28 protein-coding genes, 1 tRNA gene and 1 pseudogene are annotated in these 26,114 nt (G+C 69.8%); 21 read left to right on the top strand and 9 right to left on the bottom strand.

Annotated features, from left to right (window positions below):
• The first annotated feature begins 89 nt into the window (after positions 1-89).
• Positions 90-1,493: a glycosyltransferase 87 family protein gene (locus tag ABH928_RS18970; RefSeq protein ID WP_370067871.1), complete on the top strand. Its 1,404-nt coding sequence runs from the start codon at positions 90-92 to the stop codon at positions 1,491-1,493.
• Between the two features lie 75 nt (positions 1,494-1,568).
• On the opposite strand, the gene ABH928_RS18965 is transcribed toward ABH928_RS18970, so the two are convergent.
• Positions 1,569-2,024 carry an SsgA family sporulation/cell division regulator gene (locus ABH928_RS18965; protein ID WP_370067869.1) on the bottom strand — a complete coding sequence of 152 codons (456 nt, stop codon included), beginning with the start codon at positions 2,022-2,024 and terminating at the stop codon, positions 1,569-1,571.
• A 282-nt stretch (positions 2,025-2,306) separates the two neighbouring features.
• On the opposite strand from ABH928_RS18965, the gene ABH928_RS18960 reads away from it, so the two are divergent.
• Positions 2,307-3,941 (top strand): RDD family protein, encoded by a 1,635-nt coding sequence (locus tag ABH928_RS18960; protein ID WP_370067867.1) that lies wholly within the window; start codon positions 2,307-2,309, stop codon positions 3,939-3,941.
• A 99-nt stretch (positions 3,942-4,040) separates the two neighbouring features.
• A complete protein-coding gene (locus tag ABH928_RS18955) occupies positions 4,041-4,685 on the top strand; it encodes an RDD family protein (protein ID WP_370067865.1) in 645 nt (214 codons plus the stop codon).
• A 41-nt stretch (positions 4,686-4,726) separates the two neighbouring features.
• Here the strand turns inward: ABH928_RS18955 and ABH928_RS18950 are convergent, their stop codons facing one another.
• The 3 genes from ABH928_RS18950 to ABH928_RS18940 form a co-directional block, all read right to left on the bottom strand.
• On the bottom strand, positions 4,727-5,029 hold the full coding sequence (locus ABH928_RS18950; protein ID WP_370067863.1) for a hypothetical protein: 303 nt from the start codon (positions 5,027-5,029) through the stop codon (positions 4,727-4,729).
• Between the two features lie 242 nt (positions 5,030-5,271).
• On the bottom strand, positions 5,272-5,865 hold the full coding sequence (locus ABH928_RS18945) for a nicotinamidase (protein ID WP_370067861.1): 594 nt from the start codon (positions 5,863-5,865) through the stop codon (positions 5,272-5,274).
• Positions 5,866-6,037: 172 nt separating this feature from the next.
• Positions 6,038-7,384 carry a nicotinate phosphoribosyltransferase gene (locus ABH928_RS18940; protein WP_370067859.1) on the bottom strand — a complete coding sequence of 449 codons (1,347 nt, stop codon included), beginning with the start codon at positions 7,382-7,384 and terminating at the stop codon, positions 6,038-6,040.
• Between the two features lie 131 nt (positions 7,385-7,515).
• On the opposite strand from ABH928_RS18940, the gene clpS reads away from it, so the two are divergent.
• From clpS to ABH928_RS18900, 8 genes are all read left to right on the top strand, one after another.
• Positions 7,516-7,827, top strand: coding sequence for an ATP-dependent Clp protease adapter ClpS (clpS, locus tag ABH928_RS18935; protein ID WP_370067857.1), 312 nt, complete (start codon positions 7,516-7,518; stop codon positions 7,825-7,827).
• A gap of 20 nt (positions 7,828-7,847) precedes the next feature.
• Positions 7,848-8,426 (top strand): DUF2017 domain-containing protein, encoded by a 579-nt coding sequence (locus tag ABH928_RS18930; RefSeq protein ID WP_370067855.1) that lies wholly within the window; start codon positions 7,848-7,850, stop codon positions 8,424-8,426.
• Positions 8,427-8,530: 104 nt separating this feature from the next.
• The gene (locus tag ABH928_RS18925; RefSeq protein ID WP_370067853.1) at positions 8,531-8,959 is read left to right on the top strand and encodes a Mov34/MPN/PAD-1 family protein; all 429 of its coding nucleotides are present in this window, start codon (positions 8,531-8,533) and stop codon (positions 8,957-8,959) included.
• Between the two features lie 122 nt (positions 8,960-9,081).
• Complete coding sequence (locus tag ABH928_RS18920; RefSeq protein WP_370067850.1) at positions 9,082-9,189, top strand: putative leader peptide; 108 nt, start codon at positions 9,082-9,084, stop codon at positions 9,187-9,189.
• A 129-nt stretch (positions 9,190-9,318) separates the two neighbouring features.
• A complete protein-coding gene (locus ABH928_RS18915; protein WP_370067847.1) occupies positions 9,319-9,597 on the top strand; it encodes a MoaD/ThiS family protein in 279 nt (92 codons plus the stop codon).
• Between the two features lies 1 nt (position 9,598).
• Positions 9,599-10,567, top strand: a complete 969-nt coding sequence (locus ABH928_RS18910) for a PLP-dependent cysteine synthase family protein (protein WP_370067845.1) — start codon at positions 9,599-9,601, stop codon at positions 10,565-10,567.
• 328 nt (positions 10,568-10,895) lie between these two features.
• Positions 10,896-11,087 (top strand): MarR family transcriptional regulator, encoded by a 192-nt coding sequence (locus ABH928_RS18905; RefSeq protein ID WP_370067843.1) that lies wholly within the window; start codon positions 10,896-10,898, stop codon positions 11,085-11,087.
• Positions 11,088-11,246: 159 nt separating this feature from the next.
• Positions 11,247-11,993, top strand: coding sequence for an MBL fold metallo-hydrolase (locus ABH928_RS18900; protein WP_370067841.1), 747 nt, complete (start codon positions 11,247-11,249; stop codon positions 11,991-11,993).
• A gap of 30 nt (positions 11,994-12,023) precedes the next feature.
• Here the strand turns inward: ABH928_RS18900 and ABH928_RS18895 are convergent, their stop codons facing one another.
• Together ABH928_RS18895 and ABH928_RS18890 are read right to left on the bottom strand one after the other, a co-directional pair.
• Positions 12,024-13,259: a PTS transporter subunit EIIC gene (locus tag ABH928_RS18895; protein WP_370067839.1), complete on the bottom strand. Its 1,236-nt coding sequence runs from the start codon at positions 13,257-13,259 to the stop codon at positions 12,024-12,026.
• Positions 13,260-13,396: 137 nt separating this feature from the next.
• A pseudogene (locus ABH928_RS18890) lies at positions 13,397-14,638 on the bottom strand (PTS transporter subunit EIIC).
• 313 nt (positions 14,639-14,951) lie between these two features.
• Here ABH928_RS18890 and ABH928_RS18885 point away from each other — a divergent pair.
• From ABH928_RS18885 to rdgB, 3 genes are all read left to right on the top strand, one after another.
• Entirely contained in the window at positions 14,952-15,185 is a 234-nt protein-coding gene (locus ABH928_RS18885; RefSeq protein ID WP_370067837.1) for a glucose PTS transporter subunit EIIB, read from the top strand.
• Positions 15,186-15,351: 166 nt separating this feature from the next.
• A complete protein-coding gene (gene rph, locus ABH928_RS18880; RefSeq protein WP_370067834.1) occupies positions 15,352-16,077 on the top strand; it encodes a ribonuclease PH in 726 nt (241 codons plus the stop codon).
• 1 nt (position 16,078) lies between these two features.
• Positions 16,079-16,696 (top strand): RdgB/HAM1 family non-canonical purine NTP pyrophosphatase, encoded by a 618-nt coding sequence (rdgB, locus tag ABH928_RS18875; RefSeq protein ID WP_370067832.1) that lies wholly within the window; start codon positions 16,079-16,081, stop codon positions 16,694-16,696.
• A gap of 58 nt (positions 16,697-16,754) precedes the next feature.
• Here the strand turns inward: rdgB and ABH928_RS18870 are convergent.
• Positions 16,755-16,829, bottom strand: a tRNA-Leu gene (locus ABH928_RS18870).
• Between the two features lie 12 nt (positions 16,830-16,841).
• Positions 16,842-17,504 (bottom strand): HNH endonuclease signature motif containing protein, encoded by a 663-nt coding sequence (locus ABH928_RS18865; RefSeq protein WP_370067829.1) that lies wholly within the window; start codon positions 17,502-17,504, stop codon positions 16,842-16,844.
• Between the two features lie 319 nt (positions 17,505-17,823).
• Here ABH928_RS18865 and ABH928_RS18860 point away from each other — a divergent pair, with 319 nt between their 5' ends.
• Positions 17,824-19,392, top strand: coding sequence for a carbohydrate binding domain-containing protein (locus ABH928_RS18860; protein ID WP_370067826.1), 1,569 nt, complete (start codon positions 17,824-17,826; stop codon positions 19,390-19,392).
• A 145-nt stretch (positions 19,393-19,537) separates the two neighbouring features.
• A complete protein-coding gene (locus tag ABH928_RS18855; RefSeq protein ID WP_370067824.1) occupies positions 19,538-21,874 on the top strand; it encodes a glycosyl hydrolase family 18 protein in 2,337 nt (778 codons plus the stop codon).
• Positions 21,875-21,958: 84 nt separating this feature from the next.
• Here ABH928_RS18855 and bcp read toward each other — a convergent pair whose 3' ends face one another.
• Positions 21,959-22,426 (bottom strand): thioredoxin-dependent thiol peroxidase, encoded by a 468-nt coding sequence (gene bcp, locus ABH928_RS18850; protein ID WP_370067821.1) that lies wholly within the window; start codon positions 22,424-22,426, stop codon positions 21,959-21,961.
• 184 nt (positions 22,427-22,610) lie between these two features.
• On the opposite strand from bcp, the gene ABH928_RS18845 reads away from it, so the two are divergent.
• The 5 genes from ABH928_RS18845 (at position 22,611) to ABH928_RS18825 (ending at position 26,040) form a co-directional block, all read left to right on the top strand.
• Positions 22,611-22,952, top strand: a complete 342-nt coding sequence (locus ABH928_RS18845; protein WP_370067819.1) for a DUF3618 domain-containing protein — start codon at positions 22,611-22,613, stop codon at positions 22,950-22,952.
• 112 nt (positions 22,953-23,064) lie between these two features.
• A complete protein-coding gene (locus tag ABH928_RS18840; protein ID WP_370067966.1) occupies positions 23,065-23,433 on the top strand; it encodes a co-chaperone GroES in 369 nt (122 codons plus the stop codon).
• Between the two features lie 141 nt (positions 23,434-23,574).
• Positions 23,575-23,934 (top strand): hypothetical protein, encoded by a 360-nt coding sequence (locus tag ABH928_RS18835; protein WP_370067817.1) that lies wholly within the window; start codon positions 23,575-23,577, stop codon positions 23,932-23,934.
• 143 nt (positions 23,935-24,077) lie between these two features.
• The gene (lpdA, locus tag ABH928_RS18830; protein WP_370067815.1) at positions 24,078-25,481 is read left to right on the top strand and encodes a dihydrolipoyl dehydrogenase; all 1,404 of its coding nucleotides are present in this window, start codon (positions 24,078-24,080) and stop codon (positions 25,479-25,481) included.
• A 97-nt stretch (positions 25,482-25,578) separates the two neighbouring features.
• The gene (locus tag ABH928_RS18825; RefSeq protein WP_370067813.1) at positions 25,579-26,040 is read left to right on the top strand and encodes an N-acetyltransferase family protein; all 462 of its coding nucleotides are present in this window, start codon (positions 25,579-25,581) and stop codon (positions 26,038-26,040) included.
• Positions 26,041-26,114: the final 74 nt, after the last annotated feature.

Genomic DNA, 26,114 nt, shown 5'->3' with positions numbered 1-26,114 from the left:
CGGGGAAACCTGACCGGCGCCGCCGCTGTCGTACCCGCAGCGTGTTCATGGGCTACTGTCACGCAGGGTATGCGACAAGGAGTGAGTGCGTGACGAGCGTCAGACGGGGTACCGGTGGTGTCCGCGAGGCCGTGCTGGCGGCCAGGGAGGCACTGCGCGAGGCGCCTCGGCGCACCACGCGGAACGCGGCCCTCGCCGCGTTCGGCTCGCTGCTGCTCTACGTGGTGATCCGGCACCTCGCCCATGTCTCGATGATCGACTCACGGGTCTACCAGGCCGAGGGCGCGGCGGTCGTGCACGGGCGCGACCTCTACCAACTGCGGGTCGGGCCGGCCACGCTGCCCGCGACCTATCCGCCGTTCGCGGCGATGCTGTTCACGCCGGTGTCCTGGCTGTCGATTTCCGCGCTCCGGATCGTCGTCACGCTGATCAACCTCGGGCAGCTCGCGGTGGTCGCGGTGCTCTGCTGCCGCTTCGCGGGCTGGCCGAGCCGGGCGTTGCGCCCGGCGACGGTGCTGCTGATCACCGGGTTCGGGGTCTGGCTGGAGCCGGTGTGGACGACGCTGCGCTACGGGCAGATCAACCTGCTGATCCTGGGCCTGATCCTGTTCGACCTGGCGCTGCCGGACAGCCGTCGCTACAAGGGCATCGCGATCGGGCTCGCGGCCGGGCTCAAGGTGACGCCCGGTCTCTTCATCGTCTACCTGCTGCTGACGCGCCGTTTCCGGGCGGCGGGGACGGCGGTCGCGTCCTTCGCGGGGACGGTGCTGCTCGGGGCGGCGGTGCTGCCGCACGCGGCCTGGACCTTCTGGACCAAGGACCTCTACATCACCAGCCGGGTCGGCAAGGAATGGATCGTCGACAACCAGTCGCTGCGCGGCCTGATGGACCGGCTCGAACTCACCATGCACAGTGGGAACCTGACGCTGGTGCTGGTCGCCGTCGTCGCCGTGGGCGGACTGGCCGTGGCCGTGCTGCTGGACCGCCGGTGCCGCCGGCTGCCCCGCAACCGGGCCTGGTCGGTGCTCACCTGTGCCGTCACCATGCTGCTGATCTCGCCGATCAGCTGGACGCACCACTGGGTCTGGTGCCTGCCGCTGATGGTCGTGCTCGGCGCGGAGGTGTCGGCGGAGCGTGCCAGGCAGCGTCGCGGCGTCGCGGCACCCGGATTCGCCGGACGGCAGTGGCGGGTGCTGGCGTGGATCACCGGGTTCGTCTTCTGCTGCTACTCGATGTGGCTGGTGCCGCACGGAAAGCTGACGACGCTGCACCTGCCGTTCTACGCACGGCCGGTGGTGTCGATCTACCCGCTCTACGGACTGGCCTTCCTGGCGCTGATGGCAGAACGCGTCCGCCGCGCGCTGCGGCGCAGCGGCGGGTTCGCCTCGGTATGGGAGCTGTGGGGCTCGTCGGACTCGCGGGTCGGCAGTGGCGGCGGAGACGGTGCGGACAGGCTGGAGCGCTCCACGTCGACGTCGGCCGTGGAGCGCTAGGCGGAGACACAAGGGTCTGACGGACAGGGCATAAGCGGGTCAGCAAGGCTGCTGCACGCAGCGCGGATCGACGGTTCACGCGCTCCCCAGCAGGTCGGCGAGGGCGCCGTCCACGTCGAGGGCCGCCTCCTCGGTCCCGGTCGGAACCAGCCGCAAGGTGCGCTCCAGCCAGGCCGCGACCGGGGCGGTGGGGGCCTCCAGCAGTGCGTCACCCGCGGGGGAGCTGAGCGCCATGCAGATCAGGTTGCGCCCGTCGGCCCGGGTCGGCCAGATCCGCACGTCACCCTGACCGCAGGCGCGGAAGACGCCCTCGACCAGCAGCTCGCGGGCGAAAACCCAGGTCACCGGGCAGTCCTGGCCGAGGTGGAAGGTCATGTGGACGGCGTAGGGGTCGTTCGCGCAGTACATCAGCAGGGCCGGGACGGGCATGCCGCGCTCGGGGGAGAGCACCAGCTGAACCGTCACCTCCTGCTGCACGCACGCGTGCGTCCGCTCGTTGTCCCGCTCGTTGCTGTGGTTGGCGGCGGCCATGACGCGCTCCTTCGGGTCCGATCGGCTGGTGCCGAGTTGCGTGACGTCGCCGGTGCCGGCGCCGTTCACAGGGGGAGAGAGCGGTCGGCGACGGTTCTTACAGCGGTTCGGGAAGTTTTTCTCGCGAGTCGCGTGGGCCGCGCGGGCTCGGTACTACGCTGGGTGACGCGGTGGGGACGCGACGTGTTCGTCGTGTCGCGATCGGACGTGCCCGGGCTTCTGCTGCCGGGCCGCCGACGGCCGAGCCGCCGCCACCGGAGTCGACAAGGCGGGTATGCATCTATGACGGTTCAGCCCCCCGGGGATCGCCCCGCGCCCGGCTACTACCCCGACCCTTCGATCCCTGGCTTCGTGCGCTACTGGGACGGCGACGGCTGGACGCCCGGCAGTGCGCGTCCCGCGCCCACGGACGGCGTGCCGCTGCCGCCTCCGCCGCGCGCGAGCTCCCGGGGACCGCTGCGGGTGGCCCCGCCTCCGCCGCCGCGTGCGGAGGAGACGGGCCCGGTCTTCCTGGATGAGACGGGCGCGGCGGCGCTGACCGTCCCGGCCGCCCCGGAGTACGGCGCCGGGGCCGCTGCGACCGTGTGGAACGCGTCGCCGGAGGCACAGCACGGGTTGCTGGAGCCGGAGGTGCCGCGCTGGGTGTCCTGGGGCGTGCCGGACGAGGCGCCCCCGGCGGTATCGGCGGCTTCGGCGGTTTCGGCTGCCTTGACGGCTTCGGCGGACGCTTCGGCTGAAGTGGAGGCGCAGCCCGCAGTCCCGACCGTGCCTGCGCGGGCGGGGGGCGGCCACTCGATCATCTCCGGCGCGCTCGACGCCGACGCCGACGGGGACGACGAGCTCGCCTCCGCGCTGCGCCTGGCGCTGAGTCAGACCCGACGGGCACATCTGCCGCCCGTGTCCTACTACGAGGCTGAGGCCTGGGCCGATCCGCACCAGGGTCACGCCCAGCCGTCCGCGCCTGTGGCAGGGACGGCGCCGAGCGTCGGCCTCCCGGCTGCTCCGCTGCCCGCCGCTCCACTGCCGCCCGCACAGGCGGGTGCGCGGCAGCCGTCGGGGTGGGAGGGGACCGGGCACCCGTCGTTCGGCAACCTCATGCTCCCGCCGGAGCCCGCCGCCCCGCCCGCTCCTCCGTCCGCCCTGCTCGCCACGCCGACGCTGCCGCGGGGGGACGAGCGGGACGGCGCAGTGACGGACAGTCAGGCCCTCAGTGTGGGCGGCCTGCCGGTCGCGGAGCGCGGTCCTGCCGTGAAGCCCGCGACGGAGCGGCGACCGGCTCCGACCATCCCGACCGCCTCGACCGCTCCGACCATCCCGAGCCTCTCGACCACGCCGACCATCCCGACCGCTCCGACGGTCCCGCAGGCTCCGCGCAGGACGGCGCGTCCGTCCGCCGACGCGTCGTCGACGCGGGTGCGCGCGTCGCAGCCGAAGGCGCGGCCTGCGCTGCTCGGGCCGCGGCTCGGGGCCCGGCTGTTGGACACCGTCGTGGCGTACGCGCTGGTCGGGGTGCTGGCCGTGGTGCTGGTCCAGCGGGTGGTGCTGCATCTCCAAGCGAAGATCAACGCCGCGCAGGTGAGCGGCTCGCCGCAGACGGTGTGGCTGCTCGACGGGACGGTGCTGGCGAACGCGGGCATCCTGCTGGCCGCACTGCTGGCGGTGGGCGTCGTCTACGAGGCGATCCCGACCGCCGCGTGGGGCCGGACGCTGGGCAAGGCGGTCTTCGGGCTGCGCGTCCTCGACTCCCGGACCCGGCAGCGGCCCGGCCTCGGACGCTGCCTGCTGCGGACGGCGGTCGCCCAGACGTCGGTCTTCGTGCTGCTGGGCGTTCTGGAGCTGATCCCCTGCGCCACCGACCGCAGGCTGCGCCAGAGCTGGCACGACAAGCTGGCGCGCACCTTCGTCGCGAAGCGGTGAGGAGGCGCTGCGGTCGGGCTGACGCTGCGTCAATCCAGGGGATGGGAGAAACACCCCAGGATCCGACAAAATGTCCAATTGGAGTGATTCACTCCTGGTATGACGACACCTGAGCCTCCGGAGCGCGGCGAGCCCGAGCAGCCGCCGTCGTTCGACAAGGACCGGCCCGGTTCAGGCGGCTCGCCGTACGACGCGCCGCCACCTCCGCCGCCCCCGCAGTCGGACCCGTACGCCAACCCCTACGCCACCCCCGGCGGTCCCGGCGGCGGGCAGCCGTCCTACACGCCGCCCGGTCCGGGCATGCAGCAGAGCGGGATGCCGCCGTTGGCGGCCCTGACCAAGCGGCTGCTCGCACAGATCATCGACTGGTTGGTGCTGGCGATCATCGCCGTTCCGCTGTCGCTCCTCGCGACCACGGCCAACAACCACGACCGCGGCGGCCTCAGTCTGACGGCCAGTCTGGTCTCCGTCTTCGCGGCCTTCCTCTACGAGGGCCTGATGCTGACCAAGGCCGGCGGTCAGACGCTGGGCATGAAGGCACTGCGGATCCGGGTCGCGGCCCTGGCCGACGGGTCCCCGCCGTTCGGCAGGATGGGCTGGATCCGGGCCGCGGTGTGGGACCTGCCGGCCCTGCTCTGCTGCCTCTGGCAGGTCGTGGACGGCGCCTGGTGCACCTGGGACCAGCCGTACCGGCAGTGCCTGCATGACAAGGCCGCCAAGACGGTCGTGGTCGACGCCTTCTGACGGTTGCTCAGTTCGTTGCTTCGCCGACTCGTTCGGACTGTTCAGTGCGCGACACGCTCCGGTTCGGGTACCCGCAGGGGCGGGGTGGCCGGGGCGTCGCCGCGAGCCACCACCTGCGTCCGCCCGCCCTGGCGCGAGGCCCCGGGGGCGGGCGCAGGACGACGGGCGCGCGGACCGTGCCGACCGCGGCGGGCGGCGGTCACCGTGCCGAGGGTGAGGCAGAGCAGGGCCAGGAGCGTGATCGCCAGGACGCTCTGCGTCCCGGAGAGCGCCAGGAGCGCGACGGTCGTGGCAACGACGGCGAGGGTGCCGACGGCGAGCTGGGAGAGAGCCGGACGTGGCATGGGGCGTTCCGTCCTTCGCATCGGGAACTGCGGGCCGCGCCACGGAACATGCGGGCCCGCCGGGGGCGGTTTCGAGCGGGGACACGTGCTGTTGATCGGCAGATACCCAGCGCATGTGCCGATCAGCCCAAGGTGACCGAGCGGGCCGATGCACGGGGGGCGCACGGGCTCACTCCCGGCCTCGCTCCTGCCCCTTCCCCGGCTCGGGCGGCCTCTTCCCCTGCCCTCCCGGACCTGCGCGATCAGTCGGTGACCACGACCGGATCACCCGTCAGTTCCACACCCGCCGCCCGGAGTTCGTCGAGCGCGGCGTCCGTTGTGGCCTTGGCCACACCCGCCGTCAGGTCCAGCAGCACCCGCGTGGTGAACCCCTCGCGGACCGCGTCCAGGGCGGTCGCCCTCACGCAGTGGTCGGTGGCGATGCCGACCACGTCCACCTCGGTGACGTGGTGCTCGCGCAGCCAGTCGCCGAGCCCGACGCTGTGCTCGTTGCGGCCCTCGAAGCCGCTGTAGGCGGCGGCGTGGGCGCCCTTGTCGAAGACGGCCTCGACCCCGCCCGAGGTGACGGCAGGGGCGAAGTTCGGGTGGAAGCCGACGCCCTCGGTCCCGGCGACGCAGTGGACCGGCCAGGTGTGGACGAAGTCCGGCTCGGCCGAGAAGTGGGCCCCGGGGTCGATGTGGTGGTCCCGGGTGGCGACCACGTGGTCGTAGCCGGAGGCGCTCTCGGCGACCAGGTCGGTGATCGCCGCGGCCACCTCCGCGCCCCCGGTGACCGGCAGGCTGCCGCCCTCGCAGAAGTCGTTCTGCACGTCGACGATGATCAGTGCGCGGCGCATGGCTCCGACTCTCCTTGGCACGTCCTGTAGTAGGCAGGGTCCGTTGAAAGCAGCGTAGGGAGGGAAGCGGTGTTGCGCGAGAGGTGGACTGGACCAGTTGTCCATCGTGTTGTGTGTGGTCGTTCCGTGCTCATCGAACGTCCCCCGTTCGTCCTTCGGATCGGTGCTAGGTTCAGCCTTTGACGTACTCGGTCGGGATGACCGGGTCGCCCTTGGACAACTGGGTGGCCGACAGCGGCAGTTGGCCGCGCGACCGAAGGTGGCGGCGGCGCGCGTCGCCCAGCGGCTCGCGGCCGACGACCTCGCCGCCGCGGATCAGCTCGCGGTGGAGCAGCCTGTCCCGCAGCGGCTCCGGCACCGGGCCGGTGCCGACCACCTCGCACTCGGCCACGCCCTCGGCGTCGAGGCGGCGGGCCGCCCATTTGCGGCCGCCGCGGCTGACCTTGGCGCCCGCCGAGCGCTTGGCCACCGGCACCAGCGCGGCGTCCGGGTCGGCGGAGGCGCCGCGCGCGACCAGCTTGTAGACCATGGCGCAGGTCGGCTGGCCGCTGCCGGTGACCAGCGAGGTGCCGACGCCGTAGGCGTCGACGGGGGCGGCGGCCAGCGCGGCGATGGCGTACTCGTCGAGGTCGCTGGTGACCACGATCTTCGTCTTGTGCGCGCCCAGTTCGTCCAGCTGGCGGCGGACGCGGTGGGCCAGCATCAGCAGGTCGCCGGAGTCGATCCGGACCGCGCCGAGCTCCGGCCCGGCCACGTCGATCGCGGTGCGGACGGCCTCGCTGACGTCGTAGGTGTCGATCAGCAGCGTGGTGCCGCGACCCATGGACTCGATCTGGGCGGTGAACGCGCCGCGCTCGGTGTCGTGGAGCAGTGTGAACGCGTGCGCGGCCGTGCCGGTGGTCGGGATGCCGTACTGGAAGCCCGCCTGCAGGTCGGAGGTGGCGTTGAACCCGGCGACGTAGGCGGCGCGGGCGGCGGAGACGGCGGACGCCTCGTGGGTGCGCCGGGCGCCCATCTCGATCATCGGCCGGTCGCCCGCGGCGGCGGCCATCCGGGAGGCCGCGGCGGCGATGGCGGAGTCGTGGTTGAGGATCGACAGGATCGCCGTCTCCAGGATCACCGCCTCGGCGAAGGTGCCCTCGACCACGAGCAGCGGCGAGCCCGGGAAGTAGCACTCGCCCTCGCCGTAGCCGCGGATGCTGCCGTTGAAGCGGTAGTCCGCCAGCCAGCGCAGCGTGTCGTCGTCGACGACGCCCTGGTCGGCGAGCCAGTCCAGCTGCGGGGTGGTGAAGCGGAAGTTCTCGACCGCATCCAGCACGCGCCCGGTCCCGGCGGCCACGCCGTAGCGGCGGCCCTCGGGCAGGCGGCGGGTGAACACCTCGAACACCGAGTGGCGGTGCGCCGCGCCACTGCGCAGCGCGGCCTGGAGCATGGTGAGCTCGTAGCGGTCGGTCAGCAGGGCGGTCGACGCGGCGGTGGGCGTCGACGCCTGGACAGGAGATACCTGCACAGCATCCATGGACATCATCGTACCGCAGATACTCGTCACTTTGACGATTACTCGGATGCGGTCACCCGTACGGGGGCGGAATCGCTTTGGGATCGCCCGGATGGCAGCATGGACAGTGCAGTCGACAGGAGCCCGAGGGAGTGCAAGTCGTGAGCGTCGCTCCGGTTGAGATCGAGCGCACCGAGTCCGAGCAGGCCCCCTTCGCGGTGCCGGATCCCGACATCCCATGGGTCACGATCGTCCACAACGACCCTGTTAACTTGATGTCCTACGTCGTCTACGTCTTCCAGACGTACTTCGGCTACCCCAAGGAGAAGGCCCGTCAACTGATGCTCGACGTGCATCACAAGGGGCGTGCCACCGTCTCCAGCGGGACCCGCGAGGAGATGGAGCGGGACGTTCAGGCGATGCACGGCTACGGGCTGTGGGCCACGCTGCAGCACGACAAGTGACGGGCAATAGGCACGAGTAGATGACTGGTCTGTTCAAGCGCGCCCACGGCGGCGGCGCGCAGCTCACCCTCGACCCGATCGAGGCGTCCATCCTGCGCAACCTCACGGTGCAGATGCTGGAGCTGATCGGCCCCGGCCCCGGCGGCGACTCCGCCACGGAGGAGTACGACCCGCTGGCGGCGCTGTTCACCGAGGGCCCGAGCGTGCCGCCGACCGACCCGGCGCTGGCCCGGCTCTTCCCCGACGCGTACGCGGAGGGCCCGGAGGCCGAGTCGGCGTCGTCCGAGTTCCGCAGGTTCACCGAGAACGACCTGCGCGCGAAGAAGCGCGAGGACGCGCTGGCGCTGGTCCGTGCGCTGGACGCGGCGGAGCAGGATCGCCGCGGGCGCCCGGTCCTCAAGCTGGACCCCGCCGCGTGTGGGCACGCGCTGAGCACGCTGAACGACCTGCGCCTCACGCTGGGCTCCCGCCTGGAGGTCTCCGAGGACGACGACTCCCTCTACCGCCTGCCGGACGAGGACGAGCGGAAGCCGCTGGTCATGGCGTACCTGTGGCTGGGGGGACTGCAGGAGTCCCTGCTGGACGTGCTGATGTCCTAGAGGGGACCTTTGTCCTCAAGGGGAGGTGGCAAGCGGGGCCGCATATCAGCAGAGCCCCGCGCCCCCGGGCAGTTGCCACTCACCCGTCTGCCTATCCTTGCGGCATGTTGACCATCACCCGCGAGCTTCGCGACGCGATCGTCGCCCACGCACGTGCCGATCATCCCGACGAGGCCTGTGGCGTCATCGCCGGGCCTGTCGGCTCCGGCCGACCGGCGCGGTACATCCCGATGCTGAACGCCGCCCGGTCGCCCACGTTCTACGAGTTCGACTCGGGTGACCTGCTGAAGCTCTACCGCGAGATGGACGACCGCGACGAGGAGCCCGTCGTGATCTACCACTCGCACACCGCCACCGAGGCCTATCCCTCCCGGACCGACGTGTCCTACGCGTCCGAGCCCAACGCCCACTACGTGCTCGTCTCCACCGCCGAGTGCGGCACCGAGGAGGGCCCCTTCCAGTTCCGTTCGTTCCGCATTGTGGACGGCGTGATCACAGAGGAAGACGTCGAGGTCGTCGGGAGCTACGCCTGAACCGTCGCGAAGGGCCCGCCGAACACCGGCGGGCCCTTGCGTATGTCGGTATGCAAGACGGATCCGTCCGTGGAGTGGGACGGGGATCCCGTTCAGGGGTCGGGAATCTATACGATGACGGCATGCGTTCCGTCGACATGAGCCTTTGCGCGCCCGACACCCGCCTTGTGGCGCGGCTGCATGTCGACCTGTGCCGCCTTGCCAGCGCCATCTGTCGCGTCGCCGCCTGAGCCTGCCGAACGCCCGCCGTCCGCCAGGACGCCAGTCCCAACGAAACGCCCGTCCGCGCCTCGCCGCGGTCGCCGAGCGTGCCGAGCCTTCCGCCTCTCCCACCGAGACGACCACCCTGGAGTGCAGCCATGGCCATCGAGGTCCGCATCCCGACCATCCTCCGCACCTACACCGACGGCGCCAAGGCCGTCGAGGGCAGCGGCGCCACCCTCGACGCCCTCTTCAGCGACCTCGACGGCCGCCACCCCGGCCTGCGTGAGCGTCTCGTCGACGCGGGTGAGCTGCGGCGTTTCGTCAACGTCTACCTGAACGACGAGGACGTCCGCTTCCTGGACGGCATCAACACCGCGGTCGCCGCGGGCGACAACGTGACGATCCTGCCCGCCGTCGCGGGCGGCGCGCGCTGAGATGAAGTACGACACCCCCCTCGAAGCCGTCGGCAACACCCCCCTCGTCGGTCTGCCGCGCATCAGCGCGAGCGTGCCGGGCAACGAGGCGGGTGTCGTACGCCTCTGGGCCAAGCTGGAGGACCGCAATCCGACCGGCTCGATCAAGGACCGCCCCGCGCTGCACATGATCGAGCGGGCCGAGGCGTCCGGCCGGCTCACGCCCGGTTGCACCATCCTGGAGCCCACCAGCGGCAACACGGGCATCTCGCTGGCGATGGCCGCCAAGCTCAAGGGCTACCGGATGGTCTGCGTGATGCCCGAGAACACCAGCGAGGAGCGGCGCGAGCTGCTGCGGATGTGGGGCGCGGAGGTCATCTCCTCCCCGGCCGCCGGTGGTTCCAACACCGCCGTCCGCGTCGCCAAGGAGCTCTCCGCCGAGCACCCCGACTGGGTGATGCTCTACCAGTACGGCAACCCGGACAACGCGGGCGCCCACTACGCCGGCACCGGCCCGGAGATCCTCGCCGATCTGCCGACCGTCACCCACTTCGTCGCGGGCCTCGGCACCACCGGCACCCTGATGGGCGTCGGCCGGTACCTGCGCGAGAAGGTGCCGGGCGTTCAGATCGTGGCCGCAGAGCCGCGCTACGACGACCTGGTCTACGGCCTGCGCAACCTCGACGAGGGTTTCGTGCCCGAGCTCTACGACGCCGAGGTGCTCACCACGCGCTTCTCCGTCGGCTCGGCGGACGCCGTCCAGCGCACCCGCGAGCTGCTGCAGTTGGAGGGCATCTTCGCGGGTGTCTCCACCGGCGCGATCCTGCACGCGGCGATCGGCGTCGCCCGCAAGGCCGCGAAGGCGGGGGAGCGGGCCGACGTGGTCTTCGTGGTCGCGGACGGCGGCTGGAAGTACCTGTCCACCGGGATCTACACCGCCGAGACGACCGAGGAGGCCGTCGAGGCGCTCCAAGGCCAGCTCTGGGCGTAGGCCGTGTTTTAGAACCCCCGCCGGGCCCGCGACGTCTGGTACCGCACCTCGCTGCGTTGTCGGGCTCGGCCAAGTACACCCAGTACGAGGCCGACCCTCGGCCTTGCGATGCACGGCACCAGACGCCGCGGGCTGATCCGGCGGGGGTTCTAAAACACGGCCTGGACGTCCCCCTTCGTAAGACCGCGCCGGACTCGGTTTCTTTGTCCGTTTCCTGCCCTGAAACCGTCACAGAACGCCCACAGCCACGTATGCCGTGACCTTCTTCTCGTTGGGCCGGAAAACGCTGGAGATCCAGCGCTTTCCGCGTCCGACGGAGGAGGCCCCCATGAGCGCCGCTGACCTGTGGTCCTACCGGGAGATCGCCGCGCACATCGGCGTCCAGCCCGAGACCGTCAAGTCGTACCGCCGGCAGGGCATCCTCCCCGCCCCGGACGTGGTGACCTCGTTCGGTCAGCCGCGCTGGTACGCGGACACGATTCGTTCATGGGTACGACGACGACCACACAACCGCCGTTGAGCGCCGCGCCCGCTCCGGCGTGCCGCGCTGCCTCGTCCTGGTGATTCCGAACACAACCGGCCCGGGTGACAGCGACCGTGACGTTCCGCCGCTCTACTCTCGAACCTCCACGACCCCACCGCAATGGAGCGGCGGGTGTGAGCACGCGGAGGGCACGGCATGGAACTGACTGTGGTGGGGAGCGCCGGGAGCTTTCCCTCAGCTGATTCCCCCTGCTCCTGCTACCTGATCCAGGCGGAGGGCTTCACCCTGGTCGTCGACCTGGGCAACGGGGCGCTCGGCGCGCTGCAGAAGTACATCGGCCTCTACGACGTCGACGCGGTCCTGCTCAGCCACCTCCACGCGGACCACTGCGTGGACATGTGCGCGTACTACGTCGCCCGCAACTACCGCTTCGAGGGCTGCCCGGACCCGGTCCCGGTCTACGGACCCACCGGCACGGCCGAGCGGCTGGCCCGCGCCTACGACATGGACGAGCAGCCGGGCATGAAGGAGGTCTTCGACTTCCGCACGCTCAGCGACGGCAGTTTCGAGCTCGGGCCGCTGACCGTCACCGCGGCCCGGGTCGCGCACCCGGTCGAGGCCTACGCCTTCCGGTTCACGCACGCGGGCCGGTCCTTCGTCTACACCGGCGACACCGGTCCGTGCGAGCAGCTGGTCACCCTCTCCCAGGGCGTCGACCTGCTCCTCTCCGAGGCCGCGTACACGTACGGCAAGGAGGAGTTCAGCGGCGTCCACCTGAACGGCCGTCAGGCCGGAGAGCTGGCCCGGAGCGCGGGCGTCGGCCGCCTGGTGCTGACCCACATCCCGGTGTGGACGGACCCGCAGCGCAACGCCTCGGACGCGGCCGTGGAGTACAGCGGCCCGGTCGAGCTGGCTCGACCGGGCGCGGTGTACACGTTCTGACGGTTTCTCAGCCGGCGCCGGCCGAGGCCGTCAGGCCTTGGTGACGTCCTCGATCTCCTCCTCGGGCTCGCGGCCCGGGGTGGTGAGGTTGAACTTCACGATGGCGAAGCGGAAGAGCACGTAGTAGACCACCGCGAAGCAGAGGCCGATCGGGATGATCAGCCACGGCTTGGTCGCGAAGTGCCAGTTGAGCACGTAGTCCAGCAGGCCTGCCGAGAAGGTGAAGCCGTGGTGGACGCCGAGCGCCCAGGTGATCGCCATCGACGCGCCGGTCAGCAGCGCGTGGATCACGAAGAGCACCGGCGCGATGAACATGAACGAGAACTCGATCGGCTCGGTCACGCCCGTGACGAAGGCGGTCAGCGCCACCGACATCATCATGCCCGCGACCACCTTGCGGCGCTCCGGACGCGCGGTGTGCACGATGGCGAGCGCGGCAGCCGGAAGGCCGAACATCATGATCGGGTAGAAGCCGCCCATGAACTGACCGGCCGTCGGGTCGCCCGCGAAGAAGCGGTTCAGGTCGCCGTGGACACCGTGGTAGGTGCCGACCTGCTGCCAGAAGAAGGTGTTCACGAACTGGTGCATGCCGATCGGCAGCAGCAGACGGTTGACCACGCCGAAGATGCCGGCGCCCAGCCAGCCCAGGCCGATCAGCCAGTTGGAGAAGTGGTTCAGGCCGTCGCCGACCGGGCCCCAGGTGAGGCCGAAGACGACGCCGAGCAGGGTGCCGACGCCGGACATCAGGATCGGGACGAGACGGCGGCCGTTGAAGAAGCCGAGCCAGTCGACCAGCTTGGTGCGGTGGTAACGCTGCCAGAGCACGCCGGTCAGCAGGCCGATCACGATGCCGCCGAGGACGCCCGGATCCTGCGGGGTGCCCGTCGGGGTCGCGGCGGTGACGGTGCCGGCGGCGGGGAACGCGGTCAGCACGTTGTGGTAGACGAGGTAGCCCACCAGCGCGGCGAGCGCGGTCGAGCCGTCGGCCTTCTTGGCGAAGCCGATCGCCACGCCGACGCAGAAGAGCAGCGGCATGTTGTCGAAGACGCTCTGCCCCGCCGCGGCGAAGACGGTGGCGACCTTGCCCCAGTGCAGCCCCTGCGCGCCGAACACGTCGGGCTGACCCAGGCGCAGCAGGATACCTGCGGCCGGAAGGACGGCGATCGGCAGCTGAAGGCTTCGGCCCAGCTTCTGGAGGCCCTGGAAGAGGCCCGAGCCCCGCTTCTTTGCGGGGGCCACCGTGCCTGCGTCGGTGGTTGCGCTCATGGTGTTCCCTTTGTGACAAGAATGGTCTACACCATAGAGGTGTAGACCTCTGTGGTGTAGACCATTCTTAACACGGTTTTACCCCGCCCCGGAATCCTCCGTTTCGGAGTTGTGATGTTCCGGAACCTCACGATCCGCTACTTGGTGATCGCGTCCTCGAGCTCGTCGGCGTCGTCCTCGCGCCCGGGGGTCTTGAGGTCGAACTTGGTGATCGCGAACCGGAAGACGGCGTAGTAGACCACAGCGAAGACCCCACCCACGGGCAGGATGATCAGCGGTTTGGTGGCCAGGTTGAAGTTGATCAGGTAGTCGATCAGACCCGCCGAGAAGCTGAAGCCGTCGTGGACGCCGAGCGCCCAGGTGATCGCCATCGAGCAACCGGTCAGCAGCGCGTGGAGGACGTAGAGCGCCGGCGCGATGTAGCAGAAGGAGAACTCGATCGGCTCGGTGACGCCGGTGACGAGGGAGGTCAGGCCGACCGAGATCATCATGCCCATCACCTCCTTGCGCCGACTCGGCTTGGCGCAGTGCGCCATCGCCAGGGCGGCGGCGGGGAGGGCGAACATCATGATCGGGAAGAAGCCGGTCATGAAGATGCCCGCGCTCGGGTCGTGGTGCAGGAAGCGCGGGATGTCACCCTGGTAGGTCTGGCCCTGGTAGCGCCAGGTCCCGTACTGGAACCAGACGTAGGTGTTGATCAGCTGGTGCATGCCGATCGGCAGCAGCAGCCGGTTGGTGAACCCGAAGAGGCCCGAGCCCAGTCAGCCGAGGCGGGTCAGCCAGTTGCTGAAGCTGTTGAGGCCGGAGCCGATCGGCGGCCACAGGTTGACGAAGACGACGCCGAGCAGGGTGCCGACGCCGGACATCAGGATCGGGACGAGACGGCGGCCGTTGAAGAAGCCGAGCCAGTCGACCAGCTTGGTGCGGTGGAAGCGCTGCCACAGATACGCGGCAGTCAGGCCGACCATGATGCCACCCAGCACGCCCGGGTTCTGGCCGGGAAACTGCGGATGGCTGAGCGCGTCCTTGGCCGGGAAGGCGTCCAGGACGAACCGGTAGACGAGGAACCCGGCGACGGCGGCGAGCGCGGTCGAACCGTCCGCCTTCTTGGCCATGCCGATCGCGACACCGATGCAGAAGAGCAGCGGCAGGCCGATGTAGGCGTTGAGCAGCCCACCACCGGCGGCGGCGCAGACCTTCGCGACGTTGTCCCAGCCCAGGCCGGTCTTGCCGAAGACGTCGTCCTGGCCCAGCCGGTTCAGGATCCCGGCGGCGGGCAGGACGGCGACGGGCAGCTGGAGGCTGCGCCCCATCTTCTGCATGCCGCTGTAAAGACTCTGGAAGGCGGACGACCCTGCGGTGGCCTGCGCCGTGCTCATGCTCGACTCTTCTCCCTCGTCGTCGTGGGTCGAGTCGGGTCCCCCTCGTCCCCCCGGTCCCGTCCTGTGGTGCTGTGGTGCTCTCGTGTTCCGGCGCTCTGGTGGTCTGAGTCGTGCGCGGCTGACGGTCCGTCCGCGTTTGGTCCGTGCCCGCAAGTGGTGTAGACCAGTTGGGTGTGAGGCGTGCCCGTTGTGCACATCCTCGGGGCGCTTGGCGATCTTTGCTTGCGAAGTTGGGCCATTAGTGCGTTAACGTGACATCTCACGACGCCTGCCCTAAAACTGGATATCCCGGCCTAGAACAGGAGAAACCATGGCCAGCAAGGCTGAGAAGATCGTTGCGGGACTGGGCGGCATCGACAACATCGAAGAGGTCGAGGGCTGCATCACCCGCCTGCGCACCGAGGTTCACGACGCCTCCATGGTCGACGAGGCCGCGCTGAAGGCCGCAGGCGCCCACGGGGTGGTCAAGATGGGTACCGCGATCCAGGTCGTCATCGGCACTGACGCCGACCCGATCGCCGGCGAAATCGAGGACATGATGTGACGGACTGCGTGACGAACTGACGGAACGCCCGTCAGGCCGCCGCCGACGGCCCGCGCCCCGCCTGCGCGGGCCGTCGGCGTACCCGCCGCTCGGACCTGCCGCTCGGGGCTGCCGCTCGGGCCGTCCGGTCGAGTCCGTTCCGCGCGGTTTCGGTAGGGTCGGGGACATGACTCGCATCGACGGCCGCAGCCCCGAACAGCTCCGTCCCATCACCATCGAACGCGGATGGAGCAAGCACGCCGAGGGTTCTGTCCTCGTCTCCTTCGGCGACACCAAGGTGCTCTGCACCGCCAGCGTCACCGAGGGCGTCCCGCGCTGGCGGCGCGGCAGCGGCGAGGGCTGGGTCACCGCCGAGTACGCGATGCTGCCCCGGTCCACCAACACCCGCAGCGACCGCGAGTCCGTGCGCGGCAAGATCGGCGGTCGCACCCACGAGATCAGCCGTCTGATCGGCCGTTCGCTGCGCGGCGTGATCGACCTGCGCGCGCTGTCGGAGAACACCATCGCCCTGGACTGCGACGTCCTCCAGGCCGACGGCGGCACCCGGACCGCCGCCATCACCGGCGCCTACGTCGCGCTGGTCGACGCCGTGCGCTGGGCCCAGGCGAAGAAGATCACCCGGGCCAAGGCCGAGCCGATCGTGGGCGCGGTCTCCGCCGTGAGCGTCGGCATCGTCGACGGCAAGCCGCTGACCGACCTCTGCTACGAGGAGGACGTCCGCGCCGAGACCGACATGAACATCGTCTGCACCGGCGACGGCCGCTTCGTCGAGGTCCAGGGGACGGCCGAGGGCGCGCCCTTCGACCGCGACCTGCTCAACCAGCTGCTCGACCTCGGCCAGCTGGCCTGCTCGGAGCTGGACGCGATCCAGCGCAAGGCACTGGAGGGCTGAGATGGCGGCGGTAGAACGGCAGCGCCTGGTCCTGGCCACGCGCAACGCCCACAAGGTCGGCGAGCTGCACGCGATCCTCGGCGCGGCCGGACTCGACGTCGACCTGGTCGGCGCGGACGCGTACCCCGAGGTGCCGGACGTCCGCGAGACAGGCGTGACCTTCGCGGAGAACGCCCTGCTCAAGGCGCACGCGCTGGCGCGCGCCACCGGTCTGCCTGCGGTCGCGGACGACTCCGGCCTCTGCGTCGACGTCCTCGGCGGCGCGCCGGGCATCTTCTCGGCCCGCTGGGCGGGGAAGCACGGCGACGACACCGCCAACCTGGAGCTGCTGCTCGCCCAGCTCTCCGACATCGACACCCCCCACCGCGCCGCCCACTTCGCCTGCGCGGCGGCCCTGGCCCTGCCGGGCGGCGAGGAGCGCGTGGTCATCGGCCGTCTCCGCGGCACGCTGCGCTTCGCGCCCGTGGGGGAGTTCGGCTTCGGCTACGACCCGATCCTCCAGCCGGACGGATACACGGTCACCTGCGCGGAGTTGACGCCGGACCAGAAGAACGCGATCAGCCACCGCGGCGAGGCGTTCCGCGCCCTGGTCCCGGTGGTCCGGGAGCTGCTGGGCTGACGCCGGCGATGACGAGAGGGCTACCGCCGACTGGTGTCGGTGGCAGCCCTCTTCTCCGTGCGCCCGGTGGGACTCGAACCCACGACACACCGGACCTAAACCGGCGTCCTCTAGCCAACTGGGATACAGGCGCAGCAGGACCACCCTATCGCCCTGCGGCGTCACGGGGGATCGGGAGCCGGTTCCGGCTGTGGTTCCGGCCGCAGTAGGTGTCTGTTGTGGCGTGGCAGTTCGGGCAGAGGATGCGGAGGTTCTCCGGTCGGTTGTCGGCCCAGTCGCCATTGATGTGGTCGACCTCCAAGGTGAGGGCCCTTCCTTGCCAGACAGGGCCGATGCCGCAGGCAGCGCAGAGGTCCGGGCGGCCCAGCTCGTGCAGTGCCTGCCGCAGCCTCCAGCCTCGTACGCGACTGGAGTTCGGAGGGCGTCGGACGAGGACCTCGGCGGGGGACAACTTCTTCGGGCAGGAGCGACCCTTGTTGTAAGCCATGCCCGTGAAGTGACTTGTGTCGATCCCGAGGGCGCGGATTCGCCTGGCCACATGCGCGTGCGTGCCTCCCGCCGGCCGCAGATTCAGATGACGTAGCACCCCGGCATAGCTGTGCGAGGCGGCCACCGCCTCGGTGAGCAGCTCCGGCGAGTGTGTCCAGGAACGTGAGTCCGAAGGGATGGGCAAACCGTACTCGGCGAGCCGCTTGCGTAGGTAGCACCGTGCATGACTGCTGGGGTCCTTGCCCATGCGCCGCAGCATGTCGTCGAGTTGGCCGCCCTCGGCAGTGATCGCCGACAGGCATTCGCGCGTGTAGAGCACTCGCGTCGACATGGTCCACCCCCACAGCATCGGATCCAGATCTCATACGGAGAAACGAGGATCGAACGTGCGCGTCACGGCTGCGTGTGAGTGATCTGGGTCACACGCCCAAGGGGCGTTTGGCATCCATGTGGTTGAGACCAATAGGACTAGGCCAGTTTGAGCCATGGTGGCGCTGAGCTGCCTGTTTGGTGAACCTTAAGCGCTCTTAAGTGACACGTTGCCAAACGGGGTCTTGACGCTGGCCGATGGTCCAGGCCAATTTATCTGCGTGCGCAGCCGTTGACCCGAGACGACGTCCCTCGCGGAGGCAGCAGGTATGGAAGACAGACGTCCCACACGAGTGAAGGCACTGCTTGCAACATGTACCGCCGGGCTGCTGGCAGTCGGCGGGTTGGCGTTGGCCGGGGGATCGGCTCAAGCCGCAGCGACCGGGCAGTTGTTGGTGAACGGCGGGTTCGAGACCGGGGATCTGACCGGCTGGTCCTGCTCGGCCGACGACAAGGTGGTCACCACCCCTGTCGCGCAAGGGTCCTACGCGCTGTCGGGCACACCGACCGGCCAGGACGACGCGCAGTGTTCGCAGACCGTCTCGGTGCTGCCGAACTCCACCTACACCCTCTCCGGTGAGGTCGAGGGCGACTACGTCTACCTGGGCGACACCGGCACCGGTACCACAGATACGAGTAACTGGACGGCCTCCGCACCGAGTTGGCAGACGCTGTCGACCACCTTCAGCACCGGCGCGAGCACGACGTCGGTGACGGTGTGGGTCCACGGGTGGTACGGCGAGGGGACGTTCGGCGCGGACGCGATGTCCCTGGTCGGGCCGACGCCGACCGGCGGCGGGACCGGGAGTCCGTCCCCGAGTGCAAGCGCCAGTGCGTCCGCGTCCGCGTCCGCATCCGCATCCGCATCCGCGTCTACGAGCGCGAGCGCGTCGGCCAGTGCGTCCCCGAGCAGCACGGCGACGCCGCCGCCCGTGGACACGGGTTTCCACCACCCCGTCTACTTCATGCCGTTGGACAACTCGCCGCAGGCGATCTCCGACATCCTCGCCAACTCCTCGGAGAACCAGTTCAATCTGGCCTTCGTCCTCGACTCCGGCGGCTGCACCCCGGCGTGGGGCGGCAACGCGTCGACCCCCGTCTCCTCCGACTCCGCCGTGCTGGCGGACGTCAACGCGATCCGGGCCGCGGGCGGTGACGTCGCGGTCTCGTTCGGGGGCTACAACGGCACGGAGCTGGGCTCCAGCTGTGGCAGCGCGTCCGCGCTCGCCGCCGCGTACCAGTCCGTGATCAGCAAGTACAACCTGACCCGGATCGACCTGGACTGGGAGAACACCGCGCTCGACGCCAACATGGCCGTCCGCTGGGGCGCCATCAAGCAGTTGGAGTCCGAGGATCCCAACCTGATCGTCTCGCTGACGATTCCGGCCACCACCGTCGGCCTGCCCGACACCGGCAGGGACGAGATCCAGCAGGCCATCAACGACGGTGCGCGGATCGACCGGGTCAACCTGATGGACTTCGACTTCGGTCTGAACGGCGGTACCCAGACCGCTGCCGCCGAGACCGTCGCCTCGGACACGGCCGCCCAGTTGGAGACCCTCTACGGCTGGAGCGCGCAGACCGCCTGGGCGCACCTGTCCGTGCAGTTGATGAACGGTCACACCGACCAGCCCAGTGAGCTGTACACCCAGCAGACCTTCACCGACCTGCTCGGCTACGTGCAGGCCAACCACGCTGCGGCGTTCTCCTACTGGGACATCAACCGCGACCGTGCCTGCGACCCGAGCGTCGTGCACAACTGGGCCGACGGCGCGTGCTCCAGCGTGACGCAGAACCCGTACGACTTCACGAAGATCATCACCCAGTACAACGGCTGACCGCGCTCAACTGCCCGGAGAGCAGCCGTCGAGATCCCACCCGTGCCGGGAGGCCCCACACCCCGGCACGGGTGGTCGCGGAAGCACCACTCCGCATGACCGAGAAGCACCGCAGGTTCACCCCCACGACCCACGGAGTAGCTCCATGCACCAGCGTTCCCTGCCTGTTCCGTCCTCCCCGGAGCGGAGGACGAAACGCGGCACCGCCCTGGCGACGGTGACGGCGCTCGTCGCCGGATCCTTTGCGGTGGCTGCTGGATTCACCGGCGCCAGCGCCGCCTCCAGCAGTCTTCTGACGAACGGCGACTTCGAGGCCGGCAGCCTGAGCGGCTGGACCTGTTCCACGCTCGACTCGGTGGTCACCACTCCTGTCCACAGCGGTAGTTACGCGCTGGCGGGCGCGGCCTCGGCCGGTGACGACGCGCAGTGCACTCAGAACGTCGCGGTGCAGCCGAACACCACCTACACGCTGTCCGGCTTCGTGCAGGGCGACTACGTCTACCTCGGCGCCACCGGCACCGGCGTCAACGCCAGCACCTGGACGCCGGCCAACAGCAGTTACGGTCAGCTGTCGACCTCGTTCACCACCGGGGCGACCACCACCTCGGTGCAGGTCTTCACCCACGGCTGGTACGGCGAGGGCACGTTCTACGCCGACGACCTCACGCTGACCGGCCCGGCGGGTTCCGGCGGCGGGACCTCCAGCCCGTCCGCGAGTGCGTCCGCGTCGGCAAGTCCTTCGGCCAGCGCCTCGCCGTCGTCCTCCGCGAGCGCGAGCGCGAGCCCGAGCGCCAGCGCGTCCGCCTCGGCCAGCCCGAGTGCGTCGGCCTCTGCGAGCACCGGCAGCGGCGCTCCCGGCGGGGACGGGCTGGTCACCACCCCGAGCGGGATCACGGCCAAGGTCACCGGCAACGCGGTGACGCTCTCCTGGAGCGCCTCCACCGACAACTCGCAGACCGGCGACGCCCCGGCGTACTACGTCTACAGCGGCGCCAACCTGGTCGCGACCTCGATGGGCAGCTCGGTCACCGTCAGTTCGCTGCAGCCGAACACCGCCTACACCTTCACCGTCCAGGGCTACGACAAGGACGGCCACTCCTCCGCCCAGTCCGCGGCGGTCTCCGCGACCACGGGTGCGCTGCCGACGGGTGCGATGAAGTCGGCGTACTTCGACCAGTGGTCGATCTACGGCAACGCCTACTACCCGAAGAACGTGGACACGTCGGGCGCGGCCTCCGGCCTCAAGGTCATGACCTACGCGTTCGAGAACATCGACCCGACCAACCTGACCTGCTTCGAGACGGTCAAGGCCTCGGACTCGACCAACGAGTCGGACCCCAACGCCGGTGACGGCGCGGGCGACGCCTTCGCCGACTACCAGAAGTCGTACACCGGCGACATCTCGGTCGACGGCTCGTCCGACGCCTGGTCGCAGCCGATCAAGGGCAACTTCAACCAGCTGCGCGAGCTCAAGGCCAAGTACCCGAACCTGCGGATCGTCCTCTCCATCGGCGGCTGGACGTACTCCAAGTACTTCTCCGACGTGGCCGCCACGGACGCGTCGCGCAAGAAGTTCGTCTCGTCCTGCCTCGACATGTTCATCAAGGGCAACCTGCCGACCGGCATCTCCGGGGACGCCTCCGGCGGTCCGGGCTCGGCGGCGGGTCTGTTCGACGGCATCGACATCGACTGGGAGTACCCGGCGTCGGCCGCCGGCCACACCGGCAACCACTACTCGGCCGCCGACACCGCCAACTACACCGCGCTGCTCGGCGAGTTCCGCAGCGAGCTGGACGCGTACGGCGCGCAGGTGGGCAAGCACTACCTGCTGACGGCGGCGCTGCCGTCCGGCCAGGACAAGATCGCGCTGATCCAGCCCGCCGCGATCTCGAAGTACCTGGACTACGGCGACGTGATGACCTACGACATGCACGGTGCCTGGGAGACCGCCGGTCCGACGAATTTCCAGGACCCGCTGCACGACAGCCCGAACGACCCGAGCACACCGGTCGCGCCGGGCACGGAGAAGTACAACATCGACGAGACGATCAAGGCGTACACCACCGGCGATCCGGCCTACGGGATCACCGGCGGGTTCCCGGCCTCGAAGCTGGTGCTCGGAGTGCCGTTCTACTTCCGCGGCTGGAGCGGCGTCCCGGCGGGCAGCAACTACGGCCTGTACCAGACGGCGACCGGGGCCAGCCCCGTCCAGACCTACACCCAGCAGGCGGGCATCGCCGACTGGAAGGAGCTGGCGGCCCAGGGCCTGACGACAGGGGCCACCGTGCACTGGGACCCGACCACGCAGAGCTCCTGGATCTACAGCAACGGTGACTTCTACACCGGCGACACCCCGCAGGCCATCGCCGCACGCGGCGCCTACGCCACCGCGAACGGCCTGGGCGGCGTCTTCGCCTTCTCCTTCGAGGGCGACGACTCCTCCGGCTCGCTGATCCACGCGATGACCAGCTCGATGCAGTAACCGCTCGGCCCGTACGACATCAGCACGAAGCCCCCGCCGCACTGCGTCCGGCGGGGGCTTCGTGCTGATGTCGTACGGGGGCTGTCAGACCTTCAGGTCCTTGATCAGCTTGGCCACGTGGCCGGTCGCCCGGACGTTGTAGAAGGCGTGCTCGATCTTGCCCTGCTCGTCGACGACGAAGGTGGAGCGGATCACGCCGGTCACCGTCTTGCCGTACATGGTCTTCTCGCCGAAGGCCCCGTACGCCTGGAGCACCTCCTTCTCGGGGTCGGCCACCAGGGTGACCTTGAGGTGCTCCTTCTCGCGGAACTTGGCCAGCTTCTCGGGCTTGTCGGGGGAGACGCCGACGACGTCGTACCCGGCCTCGGCCAGCACGTCCAGGTTGTCGGTGAAGTCGCAGGCCTGCTTGGTGCACCCAGGTGTCAGTGCGGCCGGGTAGAAGTAGACGATGACCTTGCGGCCGAGGTGGTCCGCGAGGGAGACGGGCTTGCCGTCGGCGTCGGGCAGGGTGAAGGCGGGGGCGGTGTCGCCGGGCTCAAGTCGGGCACTCATGCTGCCGACGGTACCGCCTGGCACCGACGCGGACCGGTCGAGACCGGCCGGGACGCGGCCCCGGCCCGCCCGGCCCCGGCGATACCTGAGCCGGAGCGGGGTGCCGCTGCGCGCAAGGCGGTGCGACCTGACAGACTGTCCGTCAGGAGTAACAGTCGGGTAGGCGAGCGAGAGAGGTGTCCTCGTGGGCGAGGTCAGCACCAGGGACGAGAGCCGGGACAGGCGCAGCGCTGCCCAGATCGAGGCGGACATCGTCCGCACCCGTGCCCAGCTGGCGGAGACGCTCGACGAGCTGGCCGTCGCGGTGCATCCCTCGACGCTGATCGGTCAGGCGCGGGAGTCGGTCAAGGCGAGCATGGACCGCACCGTCGGCCAGGCCTTCGTCACGCTCAACCGCGGCGTCGAGCAGGTGAAGGCGCAGTTCGTGGACGAGAAGGGCCAGCTCCGCAAGGAGCGCGTGGTGCCGGTGGCCGCGGTCGGTGCCGCGGTCGTGGTCGGCCTGGTGCTGCTGCGCCGGAAGAAGTAGTCCTGCAGTAGTCCTTCGAACGAAGGAACCTCCGGCTGCCTGTACGGTTTCCGCGTGAACGCGGAAGCTCTGCGTGAGCGCGGAAGTCGACGCAGAGATCAGCGCGGATGAGATGGCGGACGGGACTGTGAGCAAGAAGCACGACTCCTCCTTCGGCGAGAAGCTGCCGATCCGGATGCTCCACGACCGGGTCCTGGTACGCACCGAGGGCCCGGAGGGGGATCGTCGTTCCACCGGCGGCATCCTTATCCCGGCGACCGCAGAGCTCTCCAAGCGATGCGCCTGGGCGGAGGCGGTCGCCGTGGGCCAGAACGTGCGCAGCATCGAGCCCGGCGACCGGGTCCTCTACGACCCGGAGGACCGCGCCGAGGTCGAGGTGCGCGGCATGCTCTACGTGCTGCTCCGCGAGCGCGACATCCACGCGGTCGCGTCCGAGCGCGTGAGCGAGGCGGACGGCAGCAGTACCGGGCTGTACCTCTAGCCGAAGCTGTCGCCGATCCTGCAGCCGAACTTCCGGCCGAGCCAGAGCCCCTCGCGGTTCGGCTCCGTCCCGTCAGTTCGTCACGGGACGCCGGGAAATCGCAGCTCAGCGGCCGTCGGCCTGATCGCGGGAGTGACGGCCGTGGCCGCCGCCCCGGCCGAGGCGGTGGCCAAGCCGGCCGCGGCCGCCTGCGCCTTCGCGAACGGCACGACGGGCACGTCGGGTGCCAACAAGCACGGTCTCCCCGAGTTCTTCGGCGGCTCGGAGTTCACCAAGCCGAGCGCGACCACCTGCCACGACTTCAACCTGTGGTCGGGCCAGGTCGGTGTCAGCTACGAGGGCTGGCTCTACTACGGCGACGGGAACTGGGGCGCGTGCACCGAGGGGTACGTCAGGTACTCCGGCGGCTCCATTCTCCTGTGCTCCAACGTGGCGGCGGGCACCATCGAGGGTGTGACCTCGAGCAACGGGTCCGGCCAGGGCATCGAGATCGAGGACTGACCTGATTCGACACGCCGCCCCACTGCCTTTCCGGCGGGCGCCGGCCCGCCGGAGGGGCGGTGGGGGTACGGACCGGCAACACGGGTCTGTATCTCTGATCACAGCCCAGGTGAGGGCCCCGCGAACGGCGTAGAGTCCGGGACATGAGTGAGCACTTTGATGTGGTGGTGCTGGGGGCAGGCCCCGGCGGTTACGTGGCCGCGATCCGGTCGGCGCAGCTGGGCCTGACCACGGCGATCGTGGAGGAGAAGTACTGGGGCGGGGTCTGCCTGAACGTGGGCTGCATCCCCTCCAAGGCGCTGCTGCGCAACGCGGAACTCGCGCACCTGTTCACCCAGGAGGCGGACACCTTCGGCATCCGGGTCGAGGGGAAGGTCAGCTTCGACTACAAGGCGGCGTTCGAGCGCAGCCGCCAGGTCGCGGACGGCCGGGTCAAGGGCGTCCACTTCCTGATGAAGAAGAACAAGATCAAGCAGTTCCAGGGCCGCGGCACCTTCGTCGACGCCAACACCCTGCAGGTCGCCCTGAACGACGGCGGCACCGAGACGGTCACCTTCGACCACTGCATCATCGCCGCCGGCGCGACCACCAAGCTGCTGCCGGGCACCTCGCTGAGCCCGCGCGTGGTCACCTACGAGGAGCAGATCCTCAGCGACTCGCTGCCGGAGAGCATCATCATCGCGGGCGCCGGCGCGATCGGCGTCGAGTTCGCGTACGTGCTGCACAACTACGGCGTCAAGGTCACCATCGTCGAGTTCCTGGACCGGATGGTCCCGCTCGAGGACGCCGACGTCTCGGCGGAGCTGGCCAAGCGCTACCGCAAGCTCGGCATCGACGTGCTGACCTCGACCCGGGTCGACTCGATCGACGACAGCGGCGAGAAGGTCCGCGTCACGGTCACCACCAAGGACGGCTCGCAGAAGGTGCTGGAGGCCGACAAGGTCCTCCAGGCGATCGGCTTCGCCCCGCGCGTCACCGGCTACGGCCTGGAGAACACCGGCGTGAAGCTGACCGAGCGCGGCGCGATCGACGTCGACGCGCGCTGCCGCACCAGCGTTCCGCACATCTTCGCCATCGGCGACGTCACGGCCAAGCTGATGCTGGCCCACGCGGCGGAGTCCATGGGCATCGTCGCGGCGGAGACCATCGCCGACGAGGAGACGATGGAGCTGGAGTACGTGATGATCCCGCGTGCCACCTTCTGCCAGCCGCAGATCGCCAGCTTCGGCTGGACCGAGGCGCAGGCGCGCGAGCAGGGCTACGACGTGAAGGTCGCCAAGTTCCCGTTCACCGCCAACGGCAAGGCGCACGGCATCGGCGAGCCGGGCGGCTTCGTCAAGATCATCGCTGACGCCAAGTACGGCGAGCTGCTCGGCGCGCACCTGATCGGCCCCGATGTCACCGAGCTCCTGCCGGAGCTGACGCTGGCCCAGCAGTGGGACCTGACGGTCACCGAGGTCGCCCGCAACGTGCACGCGCACCCGACGCTGGGCGAGGCGGTCAAGGAAGCGATCCACGGCCTGGCCGGACACATGATCAACTTCTGACGCGGCGACAGCACGCCGCGGCGGGAGGCGACAGGACGCGGCGACAGTTCGGCTGATCGTCGTTGATCGTACTGAGGGCATGGAGCACGATGGCTCCATGCCCTCAGATGTTTTTGTGCGTCAGGCAGTACCCGCGGACTACGACCGGATCGTCGCCGTCGCGGACGAGTGGTGGGGCCGTCCGATCAAGGCCACCCTGCCCCGGCTCTACCTGGACCACTTCCACGCCACGAGCCAGGTGGCGGAGGGAGCGGACGACGCCCGGCTGGCCGGGTTCTTCGTCGCTTTCCTCTCCCCCTCCCTGCCGGAGGAGGCGTACATCCACTTCGTCGGCGTCGACCCGTCCCTGCGGGGGACCGGCCTGGCGCGCCGCTTCTACCGCGAGTTCTTCGCGTACGCGACGCAGGCAGGGCGCAGCGTGGTCCGCGCGGTCACCTCGCCGCGGAACGAGGGGTCGATCGCGTTCCACAAGGCGCTGGGCTTCACGGCCGCGGGGCCGGTGGAGGGCTACAACGGGGAGGGCACGAGCCTCGTGCTCTTCGAGCGGGCGCTGGGCTGAACTTCTTGCAGGTGATGAGCCATGCACGTGCCAGGGGCCCGCGCCCCGCAGGTGCTGCGACTCCGCTGCGACGA

This window comes from Streptacidiphilus sp. MAP5-3, from assembly GCF_041262505.1.
Classification (GTDB): domain Bacteria; phylum Actinomycetota; class Actinomycetes; order Streptomycetales; family Streptomycetaceae; genus Streptacidiphilus.
The sequence above is the reverse complement of the archived record's forward strand: the minus strand, read 5'-3'. Positions and strand labels throughout refer to the sequence as shown.